Annotated in this window: 16 protein-coding genes and 1 tRNA gene; 9 read left to right on the top strand and 8 right to left on the bottom strand. The window is 42.1% G+C overall.

The genetic code is table 11. From position 1 onward, the window contains the following. Positions 1–6: 6 nt before the first annotated feature. On the bottom strand, positions 7–465 hold the full coding sequence (locus AC3IRT_RS11915) for a peptidylprolyl isomerase (protein WP_489393440.1): 459 nt from the start codon (positions 463–465) through the stop codon (positions 7–9). A gap of 139 nt (positions 466–604) precedes the next feature. Between AC3IRT_RS11915 and radC the strand changes: the two genes are divergently transcribed. Together radC and AC3IRT_RS11905 are read left to right on the top strand one after the other, a co-directional pair. Continuing rightward, positions 605–1,288, top strand: a complete 684-nt coding sequence (gene radC / locus AC3IRT_RS11910; protein WP_489393439.1) for a RadC family protein — start codon at positions 605–607, stop codon at positions 1,286–1,288. A gap of 43 nt (positions 1,289–1,331) precedes the next feature. Then, on the top strand, positions 1,332–3,083 hold the full coding sequence (locus AC3IRT_RS11905; protein ID WP_489393438.1) for a M14 family metallopeptidase: 1,752 nt from the start codon (positions 1,332–1,334) through the stop codon (positions 3,081–3,083). Here AC3IRT_RS11905 and AC3IRT_RS11900 read toward each other — a convergent pair. Then, complete coding sequence (locus AC3IRT_RS11900) at positions 3,067–4,395, bottom strand: DNA recombination protein RmuC (protein WP_489393437.1); 1,329 nt, start codon at positions 4,393–4,395, stop codon at positions 3,067–3,069. The two genes, AC3IRT_RS11905 and AC3IRT_RS11900, sit on opposite strands and share 17 nt — an antisense overlap. Before the next feature lie 111 nt (positions 4,396–4,506). Between AC3IRT_RS11900 and AC3IRT_RS11895 the strand changes: the two genes are divergently transcribed. Then, positions 4,507–4,716, top strand: a complete 210-nt coding sequence (locus AC3IRT_RS11895) for a hypothetical protein (RefSeq protein WP_489393436.1) — start codon at positions 4,507–4,509, stop codon at positions 4,714–4,716. 91 nt (positions 4,717–4,807) lie between these two features. Here the strand turns inward: AC3IRT_RS11895 and AC3IRT_RS11890 are convergent. The 5 genes from AC3IRT_RS11890 to xerD all read right to left on the bottom strand — a co-directional run bounded on the left by AC3IRT_RS11890 (position 4,808) and on the right by xerD (position 9,330). Then, positions 4,808–4,879, bottom strand: a tRNA-Arg gene (locus AC3IRT_RS11890). 88 nt (positions 4,880–4,967) lie between these two features. Continuing rightward, the gene (locus tag AC3IRT_RS11885; protein WP_489393435.1) at positions 4,968–5,615 is read right to left on the bottom strand and encodes a hypothetical protein; all 648 of its coding nucleotides are present in this window, start codon (positions 5,613–5,615) and stop codon (positions 4,968–4,970) included. 12 nt (positions 5,616–5,627) lie between these two features. Next, positions 5,628–7,940, bottom strand: coding sequence for a TonB-dependent receptor (locus AC3IRT_RS11880; protein ID WP_489393434.1), 2,313 nt, complete (start codon positions 7,938–7,940; stop codon positions 5,628–5,630). Between the two features lie 47 nt (positions 7,941–7,987). Beyond that, the gene (locus AC3IRT_RS11875; protein ID WP_489393433.1) at positions 7,988–8,371 is read right to left on the bottom strand and encodes a DUF2946 family protein; all 384 of its coding nucleotides are present in this window, start codon (positions 8,369–8,371) and stop codon (positions 7,988–7,990) included. A gap of 50 nt (positions 8,372–8,421) precedes the next feature. Beyond that, on the bottom strand, positions 8,422–9,330 hold the full coding sequence (gene xerD / locus AC3IRT_RS11870; protein WP_489393432.1) for a site-specific tyrosine recombinase XerD: 909 nt from the start codon (positions 9,328–9,330) through the stop codon (positions 8,422–8,424). Between the two features lie 184 nt (positions 9,331–9,514). On the opposite strand from xerD, the gene fabV reads away from it, so the two are divergent. Then, on the top strand, positions 9,515–10,714 hold the full coding sequence (gene fabV / locus AC3IRT_RS11865; RefSeq protein WP_489393431.1) for an enoyl-ACP reductase FabV: 1,200 nt from the start codon (positions 9,515–9,517) through the stop codon (positions 10,712–10,714). Positions 10,715–10,972: 258 nt separating this feature from the next. Beyond that, on the top strand, positions 10,973–12,232 hold the full coding sequence (locus AC3IRT_RS11860) for an MFS transporter (protein ID WP_489393430.1): 1,260 nt from the start codon (positions 10,973–10,975) through the stop codon (positions 12,230–12,232). A 39-nt stretch (positions 12,233–12,271) separates the two neighbouring features. Here AC3IRT_RS11860 and AC3IRT_RS11855 read toward each other — a convergent pair whose 3' ends face one another. Next, on the bottom strand, positions 12,272–12,484 hold the full coding sequence (locus AC3IRT_RS11855; RefSeq protein WP_489393429.1) for a hypothetical protein: 213 nt from the start codon (positions 12,482–12,484) through the stop codon (positions 12,272–12,274). 388 nt (positions 12,485–12,872) lie between these two features. On the opposite strand from AC3IRT_RS11855, the gene AC3IRT_RS11850 reads away from it, so the two are divergent. From AC3IRT_RS11850 to AC3IRT_RS11835, 4 genes are all read left to right on the top strand, one after another. Beyond that, the gene (locus AC3IRT_RS11850) at positions 12,873–13,718 is read left to right on the top strand and encodes an RteC domain-containing protein (protein ID WP_286767731.1); all 846 of its coding nucleotides are present in this window, start codon (positions 12,873–12,875) and stop codon (positions 13,716–13,718) included. Between the two features lie 251 nt (positions 13,719–13,969). Continuing rightward, complete coding sequence (locus AC3IRT_RS11845) at positions 13,970–14,323, top strand: helix-turn-helix domain-containing protein (RefSeq protein WP_286767732.1); 354 nt, start codon at positions 13,970–13,972, stop codon at positions 14,321–14,323. Between the two features lie 21 nt (positions 14,324–14,344). Then, entirely contained in the window at positions 14,345–14,638 is a 294-nt protein-coding gene (locus tag AC3IRT_RS11840; RefSeq protein WP_286767733.1) for a helix-turn-helix domain-containing protein, read from the top strand. Between the two features lie 97 nt (positions 14,639–14,735). After that, positions 14,736–16,208 carry a DUF3945 domain-containing protein gene (locus tag AC3IRT_RS11835; protein WP_286767734.1) on the top strand — a complete coding sequence of 491 codons (1,473 nt, stop codon included), beginning with the start codon at positions 14,736–14,738 and terminating at the stop codon, positions 16,206–16,208. Positions 16,209–16,210: the final 2 nt, after the last annotated feature.

Here is a 16,210-nt window from a genome sequence, read left to right as displayed (position 1 = left end):
GATTTATTAATCTTCGATTACGTCGATACTCATAATACGATCACCTTGACGGATATCATCTACCACATCTACATTCTCGATGACTTTTCCAAAACAGGTATGGTTCCGATCTAAGTGCGCTGTATTGGTACGGCTGTGACATACGAAAAACTGAGATCCGCCCGTGTTTCTGCCAGCATGAGCCATCGATAACACACCGCGGTTATGGTATTGGTTCTCTCCCGTCAGCTCACAATCGATATGGTAGCCAGGTCCACCTGTGCCAGGCATTCCTGTCGCACCTTCACGTGTATTCGGGCAACCACCTTGAATTACAAAATCAGGAAGAACACGGTGGAAAGTTAATCCATTGTAATAACCTGATTTAGCTAATTTTATAAAATTTTCTACTGTTTTAGGTGCGTCCTCTGTGTAGAACTGCACAGTCATATCACCTTTTTCGGTTTTGATTATTGCTTTACTCATATCTAAAATTACTAAATAGCAAAGATACGCTTTCTGTCGATAATCAGAAAATGGATAGTAATACCTAAATTTCTTGATGTTATTATTAAAAAATAAATTATCTTTAAAAGAAAAAAATTAGTGGATCGGGTTATTAATTATGAAGTTAGCTATACGCGAATGGGCTGAAGCAGATCGGCCACGAGAGAAGTTAATAGAGCAAGGTAGGAGAGCGCTAACGAATGCCGAATTATTAGCGATATTGATTGGCTCAGGGTCGGCACAGGAAAGTGCTGTTGAATTATGCCGACGTGTGCTTTCGGGAGTCGAAAACAATTTGGCAACCCTATCCAAACTAGAAGTAGCAGATTTATGTCGTTACCACGGCATCGGTCAGGCAAAGGCGATCAGCATTATTGCCGCTATGGAAATAGGTCGGCGTCGAAAAGATGCCATCGAGGCGCCATCATCGGTGTTGAATAGTAGTAAACGAGTTTATACTTTTTTTCGAGATCGTTTGCAGGACCTTCCGCACGAAGAATTTTGGGTGCTGTACCTCAATACGGGATGTAAGCTGATGGACAAGCAACTGATTGGCCGTGGCGGCAATGATTTTACACCGGTAGACATTCGTGTCATTTTGCGGCACGCCTTACAGGCTAATGCGCATTCTATGATCTTAATTCATAATCATCCGTCGGGTACATTATCTCCCAGTACATCCGATAAGCAATTGACTAAACGCATCGTTGATGCGGCTGTATTGATGGATATTCGAGTCAATGATCATATTATCTTTACCGATCAACATTATTTTAGTTTTCGAGACGAAGGACTTTTATAAGCGCAGGCATCTTTATGTATATTTGATGCAAATACATCACATTATGTCTTCCTCTATCCAGTCTTATTACCCACTTTTGATTGCATTACTTTGCCTTTGTACTCCTCCTGTACGTGCACAGCAAACGCCCTACGAAAAGGATACTGATCGAAATACCACGGCTACGTATGAAGAAGTGATTGGTTTTTACCAGACTTTGGCGGATAAATATTCACAAGCTAAACTGATGGATATGGGAAAGACAGATGTGGGCAAACCGCTGCATCTGTTTGTCTTATCGGCGGATCAGAACTTTGATCCAGAAAGTATAAAATTGAAAGGTAAAGTTGTTTTATTGGTGAATAATGGCATTCACCCCGGCGAACCTGAAGGGATTGATGTGGGCATGCTATTTTCCAGAGATATTTTACGAGACAATAAATTGCCTAAAGACGTCGTGATCTGTATAATTCCGGTATATAATGTAGCTGGGATGCTGAACAGAGGCGTGTCACGGGTCAATCAGAATGGGCCCGTGGCCTACGGTTTTCGTGGTAGTCGCCAAAACTACGATCTGAATCGAGATTTTATTAAAGCTGATACCAGAAACTCGCTGCTGTTTCAGCAACTGTTTACCACTTGGGATCCAGATCTGTTTTTTGATACACACGCCAGCAATGGGGCAGATTATCAATATATCATGACCTTGATTGCGACGCAAAAAGATAAAATTGCACCACCATTAGCCTCACTAATGGAAGAACGATTTACCAAGCCACTTTATCAAAGGATGCAAGCTTCTGGTTATCCGATGATACCGTATGTGAATACGCTTGGCGCGACGCCGGAATCAGGATTGGTCGACTTTTTAGAAACGCCACGTTATTCATCCGGCTTCGCCGCAGTACATCATACGATTGGTTTTATGCCAGAAACACACATGTGGAAATCCTACGAGCAACGCGTTGCATCTACGTATATGCTATTGCAGCATTTGGTAGAAGTAGTGGTGCAAGAAAAAGAAAACTTACTAAGCACGCGAAACAAAGTAAAGGAGGCTGTAAAAACACAGCAGCATTTTCCGATCAATTGGGCTTTGGATAAGACGCGGGTAGATTCGATTACCTTTTTGGGTTATGAGTTTGGAGAGAAACCGAGTACCATTAGTGGACAAAATAGATTGTATTATGATCGGGCTCGACCAAAAACGCTTCGAATTCCGCATCTAAAACATTACCAAGTCACGCTAGAAGTGGAGAAGCCAATGGCATATATCATTCCACAAGCGTATGATCGCGTCGTGGAGCGTCTGCGCGCTAATGGTGTTGCGCTTCGAGCTCTAGAACGTGATACCACTATTCGCGTGGAAATGTATTACATCACGGCGCTGAAAACGGCTTCTTCGCCTTACGAAGGGCATTACATGCACGAGCGGGTAGAGCTCAAACCAGTCCTGATGGATCGACAATTTTACGCTGGAGATTGGTGGATCGATATGGATCAGACAGTTAATCGCTATCTCATCGAAACGCTAGAACCCCAAGCGCACGATTCCTTCTTCCGTTGGAATTTCTTTGATGGTATTTTGAGTCAAAAGGAATACTTCTCGGCCTATATCTTCGAGGAGGAAGCACAACGTTTGTTAGATGCCAATCCTTCGTGGAAGGGAGAATTAGAGCGTAAGAAAGTAGATGAACCCGACTTTGCCAAAGATGGTAGAGCACAGCTGGATTGGATTTATAAGAAATCACCCTATTACGAAGACACGCATATGTTGTATCCGGTTGGTCGGGTGGTCTCTACTCGTCCTCGCTAATCGGAAGATCTAGCAAATCATTGGACTCTTGCACATCGAGTGTGCCGACATCGCGCAGCTTTCTACTCATCATATTAGTGCGCGTAAGGCGCAGATCGTGCAGCGATTTGGAGGCCGAACTCAACTGCTTGTCCACCTTATCCAACTGATCGGAGAATTTTTTGAATTCGGTTTTCACGGCTTCTAGTATTTTCCATACTTCGCTGCTGCGTTTTTGTACGGCCAGCGTGCGGAATCCCATTTGCAAGCTATTTAATAATGCGGAGAGGGTAGTAGGGCCTGTTATCGTAACGCGGTATTTGCGTTGCAATGTTTCAAATAATCCGGGGTGGCGCAAGATCTCTGCATATAAGCTTTCAATCGGAAGGAACATAATCGCGAAATCGGTGGTATGTGGTGGATCGATGTATTTATCGCTGATATCTTTGGCAAAAGCTTCCGCTGTGCGCATCAGTACTTTTTGCTGTAGTTCGATTTGGGTTTTATCGCCCAGTTCATAGGCGTCCATCAGTGCCTGATAATTTTCGATCGGAAACTTGGAATCTACCGGCATCCACACAGTTTCGTCGCTGTCTTTGCCTGGCAGTTTGATGGCATATTCCACGTTCGCCTGCGATCCTTTTTTCGTCGCTACATTTTGTGCGTATTGCTCATTGGTGAGCAACTGCTCTAAGATATTCGCGAGTTGATATTCGCCTAATATGCCGCGAGTTTTTACATTAGAAAGCACTTTTTTAAGATCGCCTACACCGTTCGCTAAGGTTTGCATTTCGCCCAATCCTCGGTGTACAAGCTCCAGCCGCTCGCTGACGAGCTTGAATGATTCTCCTAATCTTTTTTCGAGCGTAGATTGGAGTTTTTCATCCACCGTATGGCGCATCTGTTCTAGCTGTCGGTTATTATCTTCGCGCAGTACTTTCAGGTGGTTCTCTATGCTGATTTTAATATCTTTTAGCTGATCATTTGCTGTTTTGTTGATCTCATACTGCTGCTTTGTCAAGCTCTCAAAGCGCTGCCCCAAAAAGCTGTGCAATGCTTGTGCTTGTTCCTGTGCACTTTTTTCCAAAGAGCGAAAGTTCACGGATAGTTCTTCGCGGTTGGCTTGCGCCAGCGCGCTATTTTCACTGCGATGCCGGTGCAGATCATCGCGGGTAGACTTATCCATCCGCTCTAGCTGATGATCCAAGCGCTGCAAGCCCTGCTCCAGATGTCGCCATTGTGCAGCGGAATTATTGCCCGATTTTTTGAAGAGCAAAACCAATAAATTGATGACTGCCAACGCAATCAAAATGATTAATAGTGTATGTATCATGCAAGGTGTTTTCTGCCGTGCGGAAGCGCGCTTTACCAAGATAGGCAATCTTCCGGGAAACAATTCTTCTACTTAGACTGTTCTAAAAGTAGGAATCAAAAAAATAATACTATGAAAAAGCTAATATACACCATCTTGGGAATAAGTGCATTCAGTTTTATGGCCTGTCATTCTTCGCAAGAGCGAGCAGATGAAGTAGATAATGAGTTGACACCTGTGGAACCTGCTGATCAGCAACGCTATAACATCAATCAATCCAATGAAGAAGTAATCAACTTGGATACAACATCCACAGATACTACAGTGATGAAAAACGACTAGTACCGATATATTTGAAATTTCAATATAAAATGGTGGATCACAACGATTCATAAAAAAAGCGCTTACATCTGTAAAGCGCTTTTTTTGTACGTGCCCGCGGCGAGATTCGAACCCACATCGTCAGAACCGGAATCTGATATTCTATCCATTGAACTACGCAGGCAGTGCGGCAAAAATACTATTTTTTCCGGTGTTATTACTAAAAAAAGGTTGCTAAATAAGCAACCTTTTGATAATGAATGTCCTGTTGGTTAGTGGCCGTGACCAGCGCCATCTACGAAGTGCATTTCGAAGATGAGATCCAGATCCGTCGCACCTGCAAAGTTCAGAAAATTAGCGTTGTTCCAGTCTGCTGCCGTAATGTTTGCTTTCACACCCGGATTCAGGTGGCGCATCACATAGCGCATCACAAAGGTGCTTGATGTCTCGAGTACCGTCATATACCCTGTAACGCCGACATTGACGTTTCCACCAGCGGCATTTTTGTCTGCGTATACGTAAGTAAAGGTGCTGATTTCTGAAGCTGGATTGGCGGTGAAGAAGGCCTGATGGATATCATCACGACTTACGAAAGTTTGCTCTGATCTTCTGCCGGCAAAATCCGTGCTTTGTAGCGATAATCGGTAAGTTTTGCCTTTTTCCAAGTGAAAATGTGCGCCGACAGGAGGAAGCAATTGTCCGTTAGGAGCAGGCGTGAATTTAACGGTGTCACTGTCCGCACCCGCGAAATCCTCATAGTGGAAATGATCGTCGTGTGCTTCGCGGTTTACTTCGGTAAAAATAATTGTTGCTGTACCTACTTCTTCCTGATCCACTTCGGCAATAGGATCATCTTTCTGACAAGATTGGAAAGATAAAGTAGTTACTGCGGCCAAAAGAAAAATCCATGTTTTGTTCATCGTATTGTTTTTTTAAAATTGAAATGTAAATCCTAGTGTAATATTTCTTCCCATCTGATGTGAGAAGTAGCGCATGCGATCCATGTAATCCTTGTAGAGCACGTTGAAGATGTTTTCTACACCTAGATTAACTTGAATACTACGCTGGTAAATAGGTAGCCTTGCACTGGCATAGGCGTGAAATAAATGATAAGCAGCTGGCGGATTGGTGTAATCGGTGGCTGGATCAAAGTGATGTTGGCGATCTACAAATACATGCGCTAATCGGATATAGTTTTCCGATTCGGCACCATATTGCCATTTGATGCTTTGATTGATGCGATCTGCCGGTATGAATGGGAAATAGGTGTTGTTATCTAGATCGCGTGCGCGTACCACCGAACCTTTTAAAGCGTAAGACCAAGTGGTATTGATCTGCCAATCCAATTGCAGATCTACGCCATAAAAAAAGGCGTCTTGCTGACGATAATTGAACACCGGAAATGTACCGCGAATGGTTTGCCGCACCGAGTCTGGATTAGGCATAGCATAGATATAATCTTGAATATACTGTGCATACAAATCGGTAGTGATGGCGATATTTTCGCTTTTGAATAGAATGGAATTGACCCATTTATATCCTCGCTCTGAAGCAAGGTTCGGATCACCAACCTCATACGTGCCACTGCCGTGGTGTAGGCCGTCGCTGTACAATTCATTTGCCGAAGGCGCACGCCAAGCTAATCCCAGATTAGTTTTCCAAGTCCATACTGGTGAAGCATGATAAGCCAATCCCGCCGATCCACTCCAGTTGTGAAAGTGCCGACGATCCGTCAATAAGTACTGTCGTACAATGCCATTCTCATCGATGCTGCTGTAATCGTAGCGGAAGCCGGCTACATCAAAATAACGGTAATCGTATCGCGCGCCCAGTTCGCCATGAAATTTGCCCCAATGCTGTTGCGTGATCGCATAAATGCCAAGATTGTGGTTGTCAAAGTTGGGAATTATCGGTGTCGTGCCTGTGCCAGGCACATTGTTGTTCACTTGCAACATGCCGTCGATTCCAACGCGGTGATGGCCGGATTTCAACGCAATATCTAGCGTTTGCGTTGTGAGGTTCATGTCGGCCATGGGCGTATCGTCTGAAAGCACACGACGCAGATCGTATTCCTTGCGACGGTTACGTTGCAATGCAAATTGGGTTTCTAACTTCGTTTGTCCAGATAGGGCATACACCCATTTGATCTTCGCCAAATCGTGATCGACTCGTTGGCGTGGCGATGCAATATTGTAGGTGAAATCGTAGGTAGAAGATGGTCTTCCGCGTTCGATATTCGCTAGAATATCATCTAACGTGCTTACATGCGCGCCGTAGAAAATGCCGAGGTTAGTACCGAAATGACTATAGTAAAACTCCAGATCGTGATTGCCTTTATTGTATTGCAACAAACCCGAAACATTTAGCTCTTCCACTCCGGTGTTACCCAGCACGTACTCAGCAGTATGCAAATTCCCAATTTTCTTGCCCGATGCCTGAACACGCCATCCTAAGTTGGGAATCGATGCGATACCGCCTTCAAAGCGGATATTGCTCACACCACCACGACCATTCGATTGTCCCAACAAATCCACTCCCCCCCTTATTTTGCTTGGATCAATTGGATTTGCGGTGCTAATGATCACGCCACCCAGTGCATCTGCTCCGTAGCGCACGCCCTCAGCACCTTTGATGACTTCTAATCGATCCGAAGTGAAAGGATCAATCTCTGGCGCATGTTCTGCGCCCCATTGCTGACCTTCTTGGCGCACGCCATGATTTAGAATCAATACCCGATTGCTATGCAAACCATTAATCACGGGCTTGGCAATGCTAGAACCGGTATTCAATTGGCTAACGCCAGCAATCTGGCTGAGCATTTCTGCCAAGGGCTTGGCACGAAGTTCCTGCTTGGTATCTTCTGATAGATGATGTCTGCTGCTGGTGATGTGCTCAGACTGTATGCCGGTTACGGTCACATCTTGCACGTGCACGGTACCGATTTTCATCACGATCCGCACCGGTTCTAGTGTGGGAAGTGTAATCTTTCTTTCTACAGTGTCGTAACCTAAGAAGCTAAATGTGATCATCTGATCACCAGCGCATTGATGTTGCAGTTTAAACAAACCTTGCCGATCTGAGTAAGCGACGCTATTGTTGTTTGTATTGCGTACACCGACGCCCACCAGTGGCTTAGCTTGTGTATCGATAACAATACCTGAAAGGGTTAATGTACAAGGGGCTTGGGCATTGGCTCCTAAACTGCACCATAACAGTAGAACCAAAATCCACATATGACGAAACATACGTTCGATCTATAAAAGTGAAAAACTAAAGTTGAAAGGGATCGTGCTTAGCACATCGGAGGGCCGCGCAGCGATGGCGCTCCAAGATTAGGATCTTGGAGTAAAGACAACACATACGGTGTGGTCAATGGAGGTAGCGTCGCTGGATAAAGCAAGGCAAAGGTTGCTGCAAAATAGGAGAGGACTACCGGATTGTTGTGATGAATGAGAAAACAGATGCCACAATCCTGATCGGAGCCATGATCATGGGAATGATGGCAATGATCATTTTTCTGTTGATGATCGTGCTGAATCTTCTCTTGCGATGAATGAATAGATTCTCGAGAATCTTCGGGCAGATGATGATGCACAGTAGCCACACCCATGGAAAACATCCATAGCATGATACCCAATAGCATTCCGACTAGCCGAAAGTAATTTCCTTTCTTCATCACGGGACAAAGGTACGTCAAATGCAATAATGTTGCAAGGTTTTATTTGCTTACAGCGAACGCTTTTTGGATCTGGGGTGAAATTCGGTTATCACCGTTTGCAGGTAAGCGTTGTCCAAATGGGTGTAAATTTCCGTCGTACTGATGCTTTCGTGTCCCAACATGTCTTGTACTGCGCGCAGATCGGCGCCGCCTTCTACCAAATGTGTGGCAAAGCTATGGCGAAAAGTGTGTGGACTGATGTGCTTGGTAATCTGCGCTTGTGCGGCCTGTTTTTTGATCATGAGAAATACCATGACGCGGGATATCGCCGATCCTCTTCGGTTTAAGAAAACCATGTCTTCTTGTCCGGACTTGACCGGTACAAGCGGTCTACTTTCATACAGATAAATACGGAGGTATTTAATGGCTTGATTGCCAATAGGTATCAGGCGCTCTTTATTACCTTTACCTTCTACTTTTATGAATTCTTCCACTAGAAATAGATTAGAGATTTTCAGCGAAACTAATTCGGATACACGCAATCCGCAGCCATATAGCACTTCTAGCATGGCTTTGTTGCGCATTCCTTCAGGCAGCGATAGGTCGATGCTATCGATCAAGTGATCAATTTCGACGATACTAAGTACATCCGGCAATTTACGCAGCAGTCGAGGTGCTTCGATCAGCATTGCTGGATTGCTGAGCCAATCATGTTCAATTTGCAAAAACGTAAAGAAGGATTTCAAGGCAGAAAGCAGCCTAGCTTGAGAAGTGGGTGCCATATCCTGTCGGTGTATATGCGCCAGAAACTGTTGGATGTCGAGCGGAGTCATTTGCTGAAGTGCAATAGCATTTTCTATTGCATAGGCTTCTAACTTAATGATATCTGATAGGTAAGCTTCGATCGAATTGGCGGATAATCCCCGCTCGAAGAGCAGGTATCGCTTAAAGTCTTTTTTCCAGATCTCCCAATTCATGGGAGTAAAGATAGAAAATATGCTTATAGACCTAAAGTCCTTTTGATGAACAGATCACCACTTTTGAATAATGTAGTTGCGCGAAAATTCTTAAAAGAGTGCGCCCGTTGATGGGATTCTGTGGAATAATTAGTTATTTTGCACATTGATTTAAAAACAGATTTAGTATAACAACCCATTTCATATGATTATTCAACCACGCGTACGAGGATTTATCTGTCTGACAACCCATCCCGATGGTACTGCTCAGAACGTGAAAAATCAAATTGATTACGTTCAGTCCAAAGGAGCCATTGCAAACGGTCCTAAAAAAGTATTGGTGATCGGTGCATCGACCGGCTTCGGACTTTCATCTCGTATCACTGCAGCGTTTGGTTCTGACGCCGCTACCATCGGAGTTTTCTTTGAAAAACCTGCAGCAGCTGGCAAACCAGGAACCGCAGGTTGGTACAACTCTGCCGCATTCGAAAAAGAAGCGACAGCTGCCGGATTATATGCAAAAAGTATCAATGGCGATGCCTTCTCTGATGAAGTGAAAAAACAAGCCATTGAATTAATTAAAGAAGACTTAGGTCAAGTAGATTTGGTGGTTTATTCCTTAGCATCTCCACGTCGTACGCATCCAAAAACAGGTGTGGCACATGGTTCTGTGTTGAAGCCAATCGCACAGCCTTTTACCGATAAGACAGTCGATTTCCATAGCGGTGTGGTCTCCGATATTACGATCAATCCGATCGAGAACGACGAAGATATTGAGAATACAGTAGCTGTCATGGGCGGTGAAGACTGGCAATTCTGGATCGAAGATCTTAAAGCTGCTGGTGTATTGGCAGAAGGAGTGAAAACTGTTGCTTATTCCTATATCGGTCCTGAATTGACGTATCCAATCTACCGCAATGGTACGATCGGTCGTGCAAAAGACAACTTGGAAGCGACTGTACCGGCATTGAACGAATTGCTTGCTGACTTGAATGGCGTATCTTACGTTTCTGTCAACAAAGCATTGGTGACGCAGTCTAGCTCGGCTATTCCGGTTGTGCCATTATACATTTCGTTGTTGTACAAAGTGATGAAAGAAAAAGGTATCCACGAAGGAACGGTTGAACAAATGCAACGCCTTTTTGCTTCGCAATTGTATAGCGGACATGCACCTACGTTAGACGAAAAAGGGCGTATCCGTGTAGACGATTTAGAAATGCGTGCTGATGTACAAGAAGAAGTAGCTGCATTGTGGCAACAAATTTCGACGGAAAACTTAGAAGAAATCTCTGATATCAAAGGATACCGCGATGAATTCTTCGGTCTATTTGGTTTCCAAGTAGATGGCATCGATTACGAAGCCGATACCAATGAATTAGTTGGAGTTCCTTCTATTCAAGCATAATTTTAAAGCTGCTTTTTAGCAGTTTTTACAAAATGTAAAAACGAGACGATCTCATGCGATAGTCTCGTTTTTCTTTTTGGCGAATATCTGAGAAGATTTTATATCTTTACTATGATGAGTATCTCAATATATACAACAATGGTGGCCAAGCCATGGCTGCCTGTGCCCAAGAAGTAATCAGTCGGAGCGTCTGATTATCTGGCTGTCTTCCCAGAGATAGCGTGTTTAAAATGATTGTTGTTTTTTAAGTATTTATTTATGGAAAATCAAAAATGGTATAGAACCTACCTGTTTATATGGACTGGACAATTCTTCTCTATGATAACGAGTTATGCCGTGCATTTCGCCGTCATTATCTGGTTAAGCTTAGAGCATCAATCGGCCGAAATTTTGGCTTTAGCGGGAATTGCTGGTTTATTGCCGCAAGCATTGATCGGGCCGTTTGCTGGCGTGTTTATTGATCGTTGGGATCGTAAGAAAGTCATGATGTTTTCGGATGGTTTTATTGCTATCTGTGCTTTTGCGATGACTTTTTTGCTGCGCAATGAGGAGGTCGATTTATTTTGGATTTATGCCTTGCTCGCTTGCCGATCGGTGGGGAATGCCTTTCAGTCGCCCGCGATGCAAGCCATCGCGCCGCTTATTGTGCCAGAGAAGGAATTGCTGCGAGTATCGGGCATCAATCAGATGTTGCAGTCGGTTAGCACGATCGCTGGCCCAGCGATAGGCACCTTGGCCATTACGTACTTTGCGATTGCGGATGTGCTGTATCTGGATATCATCGGTGCTGTGCTCGCGATTACTTCTTTGTTTTTCGTGCGAATCCCACATTTGAAGTCTGAAAGTAACGCTTCCGTTGCGGCCGTTTTTACGGAATTAAAAGAAGGTTTTGGTGCCATTCACCACAATAAGGGCTTGGGATATTTGTTCTTCTATGCCATGTTGGTTACTTTTTTTGTAATGCCTGCAGCTATCATGTTTCCGCTACTCACGACAGGTTATTATGGCGGTGGCAAATGGGAAATTAGCTTGATTGAGATTGTTTGGGGTGTCGGGATGCTGGTTGGCGGATCCGTTCTCAGTATTCTTCGAATTAAAACACCGAAGATTATTTTGGTCAATGCGATGCATATCGTACTCGGCTTTTCTTTTCTATTATGTGGTGCATTTCCGTCCTCGTGGTTCATCGCTTTTGTGGTCATCACCACCTTGTCTGGTATTGCCATGTCCATTTTTTCTGCCGCATTTATGACCACTATTCAAGAAGAAGTAGAGCCCAAAATGTTGGGTCGGGTGTTTTCGCTCTATTTCAGCATGGCGATTTTGCCCAGCATCATTGGCCTGTTATTTACGGGTTTGATCGCCGAAAAAGTAGGTGTAGCACCGGCATTTATTATTGCTGGCGGATTGGTGATGTTGGTGGGGATAGCTTCTTTCTTCACGCCTAAGCTGATGCAGTTGGGAAGACGAGAAAATGCTAATGCTGACGCAACGTTAGAAGATCTTCATTCATTTTAAAATGTAAAAAACCTAATTAAAGTGATTAATTGGCTCTATTTAGATTTTTTGATGGCCTTTGTTCTGTGTTTTCACAGCGAAAATCTTGTATTGAATCAATTTACTTCGAATGATATTGCTACTAATGCCCAATAAGCGGGCGGTTTCCATCTGATTTCTAAAATAGAAGTCGAAAGCTGTCTCCAAGATGGTTTTGTCGATTGTTTCGTGTAGTTTGTGGGAGCTTTCTTCGTACAGTTTGGTTAAAGCCATTTTTAGAAGATCCGATCCTGATGCGCCTGCAACTCGGTGTGGAACTTCTTTTTTTTAGAAAAAAAGATTAATATAACCAAAAGTGGCTAATAAAGAGTAGTTTACAAGAGAGAAAAACTCTATCGGTAACGATTTAGTAATGGTGCTTACTGCACTTGTTTTTATCTGATTACCTTGTAAATCAATATTGCAAATATAAAAAATAAAGGGTAAAGAGTATTGGTTCTTTATCCTTTATTTTTGCCCTTTCCTTCTACTTAATAACAAATAAAATCTCCCCACTGGGGAGAAACTGTGATAATAGTTTCAATATTATTCCCAAATTTTGACATATCAACAATAGATGCAACTCCGAAACAAATTGTGAGAACCTCTAAACGACTATGCTATGGAAATCGTGTTGAATAAAATATTATCGCAAATTCATTATCAAGAAGACAAACTATCTTCTCAAATGATGCCAACAGCGGATGAGGCTTATCAAATGACGTTGTTCTTAAAAGAACTGCTCTGTGCCATAAAAACCAAAGTCTTACAAGCCGGATTTAAAGATGAACAACAGGAGATTGAATTTTTCAGGAATATCAAACCGCAAATATTAGGAAAACTAATTTACTATAATAAAGTATTCCGCATAGAAACAACCTGTCCTGTCAATAACGGCAAAATACATCATAGCTACTACGAAAACCTATTAAAAAATCTGAAATCAGAATATAAGGAAAATATTTGTAACGAAGATTTTTATAGATATTACCGTGCTGGTAGAACAGATCGTGACCATACTTATTTCAAACTTGGAAAGATCAATTATCACGATGGTTTGAAAAGTGGCGTATTTGAAATTGACCTCAGCTTCTCAACGTATTATGATAATAAGATTGCACATATTATTGCTAATGAATTACTTTATACTTACATGCTCAGCAAAATCAATCCCGAAGAAAACCCAGACACGATTTTACAGAATTTAGATACAAAAAAGGATATTTCATGGACAAATTCTCAAAATGCACTTATTGAGCTCATATACGCTCTCTATGCTTCAAATTCCATTGCATACGGAAAAATAGGGATAAGAAAATTGGCTTTGATTTTTCAAGTGCTGTTTAGAACTCCGTTAAACGATATTCATCATTCTTTCCACCGAATGAAAACAAGAGCAGGTTCAAGAACTGCATTTTTAGACCAGCTTAAAATATCCCTCGAAGAATATATGGATAAAGACCTTTAGCTATATCAAAATAAAGATTTGAAAGCAGTACCCAAAACGTACTGCTTTTTTCTTTGCCTATATCTGCCAATTGGCAAATGTTAATACAACCTCATAATTAAACTCACTTAAATCCCTAAAACACTTATTAAACAAGGGTTTTACCGAATGGTAAAAATTTTCAAAAAACCGCCAAACCAATTGGCAGAGCTTGGCAGACAAACACTGCCAGCTTTCTCAATTTTGCATAGTGAACGTTAAAAAGCTGTGCGATGAAAATAATAACAATTGAAGAGGAAGCCTGGCAACAGCTAAACAGCCGTATCAATGCCATTGCCGATTACCTGAAAAGGCAGGAAGATAAAAGCTATGATGACCTGTGGCTAAATAACCACGAGGTATGCCAATACCTGCACATCAGCGAAAAAACCTTATGGCGTATGCGAACCAAAGGAGAGATCACTTACTCAAAAATCTACGGTCAGTATTTCTACACCCTTGGATCCATAAAAGATATGCTTAATGCCAACGCCATACAAAGCAGTGATGAATTTATACAAGAGCTTATGGTAAAAGGTAAAAGCTATATCGAAAAAGGCAGAAAGCTAAGTGTAAATAAAAAATAGGACCCTTAAAAGTATATCCCTATGAATATTGACAGAATGGAATTTTTGGCGTGGATGGAACGCTTAATGGGTCGCTTAGATATGCTGGGTGATAATATAAACGAGTTACAAAAGAAACGCAACAGCATAGATGGAGAGGAATTACTGGACAATCAGGATTTACTTCAAATGCTGAAAATAAGCAACCGTTCTCTGCAACGGTATCGCTCCATCGGCAAACTGCCCTATTACACTATTAGTGGAAAGCTTTATTACAAATTGTCTGATGTACATCAATTCATCAGAGATAGCTTTAACCCACCTTCAACCAAATAAAGCCAATGAAAGACAAACACTACCTCTGAGTGCCATATAGTGCAATTCAGTGAAAGCTTGCTTTACATTCGATAGTAAATTTTAAACTTTTGAGAATATGAGTGAAGAAACCATAAATAAACAGGAAATGCCCGAACAGTTATCTGACATTTTGTTAGTTCTGGATAAGGAAAAAATGAAAATCCAAGCTGTAAAGAGTATAGACGAGAATGGAAAAATGGAAACCGTTGACCCCACCAAGAAAAACCAAAACCAATTTATGCGTGTGGATAAAAGCGGTGATTTCTTTTCGAACTTCTTTTCCAATTTTTTCAGCCAATTAAAGAACCCTACCAATTTTTCATTCTTTAAAGTGCCTGCACCTATCGCTGTTGAAAAAGCACAGAAAATGCAAAAGCAGGTTGATAAACCCACTGCTGAAGGCGAAAAAGTAATGAAAGAACACGAAGTAAAAACAGAACCGCAATCGGATAAAAAACAAGTAAATCAAAATAATATGGCAACAACACAAACAACACCGGAAGCAAGCGAATACCGCTACAAACCGGAGCAGATTGATTGGGATACAATGACCAATCTCGGATTAAGCAAGGAATACCTTGAAAAGAGAAACCTACTTGAACCTTTATTGAAAGGTTATAAAACAAACGAACTACTACCGATTGGTGTTAACCTCGGCGGTACAATTCTTCGTACAGATGCCCGCTTGTCTTTACAGCAAGCCGAAGACGGAAAAGTTGTGGTAGGAATACACGGCATCAAAAAAGAACCCAATTTGCATTTTGAGTTTTTCGGACACAAGTTTACGGATGAAGACAAAAAGAACCTGCTCGAAACTGGTAATATGGGGCGTGTAGTAGATTTGAAAAATTCCAAAACTGGCGAACTGATGCCGTCTATTATTAGTATAGACAGGTTAACCAATGATGTAATTGCTCTGCGGACGGAATTTATAAAAATTCCCGATGAAATTAAAGGTGTAAAACTGAATGATGAGCAAAAGCAAACTCTATTGGAAGGCAAACCACTTTATTTAGAAAGTATGGTTTCTACGAAAGGAACTGAATTTTCGGCAACGGTTCAGTTCAATGCAGATAAGCGATATGTGGAATTTTTGTTCGACCGCAATAATTCTAACAGGCAAACGCAAAGCAACGGACAGAATAATGAGCAAAGCAAGCAACAAAACCAAACACAGGAAATTCCAAAAACTTTCCGAGGAAAAGAACTGACTGACGAGCAACAAAAAGATTTCAAGGCTGGTCAAACCATTTACATTGATGGATTGAAAGATAAAAAAGGGCAACCATATCAAGGTTATATCACTTTCAATAAAGAAAATGGAAAAACCAATTTTGAATTTCCAAATCAATATAAGGAAAGGATAAAACCGACCGAAGCTCATAAAACGCAAACTGCGGTCAATTCTGAAGGCAAAACCCATGAGGCCACCAAGAACATTAAAGAGCCTTTGAAGTCTGGTCAACAAACACCGAAAAACAAACAACAGCAGGAGCAACAGGAAAAGCCCAAAGCTCCAGAGAAAACAAGAGGCAAAAAAATATCTTAAAG

This window comes from Sphingobacterium sp. KH_072, from assembly GCF_057837975.1.
Note: the sequence above shows the minus strand (reverse complement) of the source record. Positions and strands in the feature narration are given on the sequence as shown.

Bases quoted from the DNA above. Each gene is read 5' to 3' on its own strand.
- AC3IRT_RS11900 (WP_489393437.1), bottom strand. From the start codon at position 4,395: ATGATACATACACTATTAATCATTTTGATTGCGTTGGCAGTCATCAAT.
- AC3IRT_RS11850 (WP_286767731.1), top strand. From the start codon at position 12,873: ATGGAAATCGTGTTGAATAAAATATTATCGCAAATTCATTATCAAGAA.
- AC3IRT_RS11860 (WP_489393430.1), top strand. From the start codon at position 10,973: ATGGAAAATCAAAAATGGTATAGAACCTACCTGTTTATATGGACTGGA.
- fabV (WP_489393431.1), top strand. From the start codon at position 9,515: ATGATTATTCAACCACGCGTACGAGGATTTATCTGTCTGACAACCCAT.
- AC3IRT_RS11875 (WP_489393433.1), bottom strand. From the start codon at position 8,371: ATGAAGAAAGGAAATTACTTTCGGCTAGTCGGAATGCTATTGGGTATC.
- AC3IRT_RS11885 (WP_489393435.1), bottom strand. From the start codon at position 5,615: ATGAACAAAACATGGATTTTTCTTTTGGCCGCAGTAACTACTTTATCT.
- AC3IRT_RS11915 (WP_489393440.1), bottom strand. From the start codon at position 465: ATGAGTAAAGCAATAATCAAAACCGAAAAAGGTGATATGACTGTGCAG.
- AC3IRT_RS11845 (WP_286767732.1), top strand. From the start codon at position 13,970: ATGAAAATAATAACAATTGAAGAGGAAGCCTGGCAACAGCTAAACAGC.
- AC3IRT_RS11840 (WP_286767733.1), top strand. From the start codon at position 14,345: ATGAATATTGACAGAATGGAATTTTTGGCGTGGATGGAACGCTTAATG.
- AC3IRT_RS11880 (WP_489393434.1), bottom strand. From the start codon at position 7,940: ATGTTTCGTCATATGTGGATTTTGGTTCTACTGTTATGGTGCAGTTTA.
- AC3IRT_RS11905 (WP_489393438.1), top strand. From the start codon at position 1,332: ATGTCTTCCTCTATCCAGTCTTATTACCCACTTTTGATTGCATTACTT.
- radC (WP_489393439.1), top strand. From the start codon at position 605: ATGAAGTTAGCTATACGCGAATGGGCTGAAGCAGATCGGCCACGAGAG.
- AC3IRT_RS11855 (WP_489393429.1), bottom strand. From the start codon at position 12,484: ATGGCTTTAACCAAACTGTACGAAGAAAGCTCCCACAAACTACACGAA.
- AC3IRT_RS11895 (WP_489393436.1), top strand. From the start codon at position 4,507: ATGAAAAAGCTAATATACACCATCTTGGGAATAAGTGCATTCAGTTTT.
- xerD (WP_489393432.1), bottom strand. From the start codon at position 9,330: ATGAATTGGGAGATCTGGAAAAAAGACTTTAAGCGATACCTGCTCTTC.
- AC3IRT_RS11835 (WP_286767734.1), top strand. From the start codon at position 14,736: ATGAGTGAAGAAACCATAAATAAACAGGAAATGCCCGAACAGTTATCT.